Below are 2,325 nucleotides of genomic sequence, written 5' to 3' on the forward strand. Positions count from 1 at the left end.
TGATACCCCCGCCTTCATGGCCATCGCCCCCTGGGGCTTGCCCCGGGCGGGCGATGGCATTTTTTGTTTCTCTGCCTGAGCAGTTTGCCAAGGGCCACACACTATGTTGAACCGATGGGTCGGAGGCCTAGAGCGCTTCTTCTTCCTGTACCGCCGCGCCACGCTGGGCCTGCTGTTGGCGCTGACCGCGCTGATGGCCTTCTTTGCGCTGCAGTTGCGCATGGACGCGGGCTTTGAGAAGCAGATGCCCAGCGACCACCCCTACATCCAGACCTTCCAGAAGTACCGTGCCGACGTGCTGGGCGCCAACCGCCTGAACATCGTCGTCAAGGCCCGCCAGGGCAGCATCTTCACGGTGGCCGGCCTGCAAAAGCTCTACGAGGTCACGCAGGGCGTGGTGTTCCTGCCCAGCATCGAGCGCTTGGGCGTGCAGTCGCTGTGGACGCCCAACAGCTTCGTCAACGAGATCACCGAAGAGGGCTTTCGGGCCGACCCGCTGATCGACGGCACCATCTCGCCGGGCCAGCTCGACGAGGCCACGGTCAAGAAGATCCGCGAGGCCACCGCGCGCGGCGGCTTCATCGGCACCCTGGTCTCGCGCGACGAGAGCTCGGCCATGGTCACCGCCGAGATCATCGAGTACGACCGCGAAGGCAAGAAGGTCGACTACGTGGCCTACAACCGCGTGCTTGAAGCCCAGATCCGCCAGAAGTTCGAAGACGCGAACTTCGAGGTGCAGATCATCGGCTTTGCCAAACAGATCGGCGACATCGCCGACGGCGCCTCGGCGGTGCTCGAGTTCTGTGTGATTGCGCTGCTGCTGACGGCAGCGGCCGTCTACTGGTACTGCCACTCGCTGCGCTTCACGCTGCTGCCCATCGCGTGCTCGCTCACCTCGCTGGTGTGGCAGTTCGGGGCGCTGCACCTGCTGGGCTACGGGCTGGACCCGCTGGGCGTGCTGGTGCCCTTCTTGGTGTTTGCCATCGGCGTGTCGCACGGGGTGCAGCAGATCAACTTCATCGTGCGCGAGATCTCGCACGGCAAGAGCTGCTATGAGGCCTGCCGGGGCAGCTTCACGGGGCTGCTGATCCCGGGCACGCTGGCGCTGGTGACGGCCTTTGTGAGCTTTGTGACCCTGGTGATGATCCCCATCCCCATGGTGCGCGAGCTGGCCATCACCGCGTCGCTGGGGGTGGCGTTCAAGATCATCACCAACCTGGTGATGCTGCCGGTGGCGGCCTCGTTCTTCAACGTGAGCAAGGCCTACGCTGACCGCGCCATGCTCAAGCGCGAGGCCCGCTCGGGCTGGCTGCGCACGCTGGCGCGGGTGGCCGAGCCGCGCAACGCCGCGGTGTGCCTGCTGGTGGTGGGCGCCATCTTTGCCGTGGCGGTGGTCGAAGGCCATGGCCGCGTGGTGGGCACCACCCAGCCCGGCGCGCCCGAGCTGCGCCCCGAGGCCCGCTTCAACCGCGACGCGGTGTCCATCTCGAGCAACTTCGACACCGGGCTCGATTGGCTCACCGTGGTCTTTGAGAGCACGGCCAAGGAAGGCAGCCCCGAGGCGGCCAGCCTGTGCGAGAACGTGAACCTGGGCCTGTACCAGGACCGCTTCACCTGGGCGCTGCAGCCCGTGCAGGGGGTGCTGTCGGTGTCCTCGTTCTCGGGCCAGATGCGGCTGTACAACGAGGGCTACAACGAAGGCAACCCGAAGATGAGCGTGGTGCCCATCGATGCGGGCAACTACGCGGCGCTGGCCACTGAGATCGGGCGCATCCGCGGCACCATGCGCAAGGATTGCAGCATGACGGCGGTGCACCTGTTCCTGACCGACCACAAGGCCTCCACCATCAACCGGGTGATTGCGGCGGTGGAGGCCTTCAAGAAGGCCAACCCCGGTGACGGCCCAGGCGAGGGCGTGCAGATCCGCCTGGCCTCGGGCAACGCGGGGGTGCTGGCCGCCATCAATGATGAGGTGGAGAAGAGCGAGCTGCCGATGATGCTGTACGTGTACGCGGCCATCGTGATCCTGGTGTTCCTGGTGTACCGCGACTTCAGGGCTGTGCTGGCGTGCTGCCTGCCGCTGACGGTGGGCACCTTCATTGGCTACTGGTTCATGAAGGAGCTGGACATTGGCCTGACGGTGGCCACCTTGCCGGTGATGGTGCTGGCGGTGGGCATCGGGGTGGACTATGCGTTCTACATCTACAACCGGCTGCAGCTGCACCTGTCGCACGGCCAGCCGATCGTGAAGGCGCTGGAGCACTCGATCCTGGAGGTGGGCACGGCCACGATCTTCACGGCCATCACGCTGGCGGTGGGGGTGGC

General features: G+C 65.8%; 1 protein-coding gene. It reads left to right on the forward strand.

Going from position 1 to position 2,325, the window contains the following annotated elements; all coding sequences use genetic code 11:
• Positions 1-103: 103 nt before the first annotated feature.
• Positions 104-2,325: efflux RND transporter permease subunit (locus tag F624_RS0131870; RefSeq protein ID WP_019578411.1), on the forward strand; the 2,222-nt coding region annotated here is incomplete at its 3' end.

The organism is Curvibacter lanceolatus ATCC 14669, assembly GCF_000381265.1.
GTDB classification, from domain to species: Bacteria; Pseudomonadota; Gammaproteobacteria; order Burkholderiales; family Burkholderiaceae_C; genus Curvibacter; species Curvibacter lanceolatus.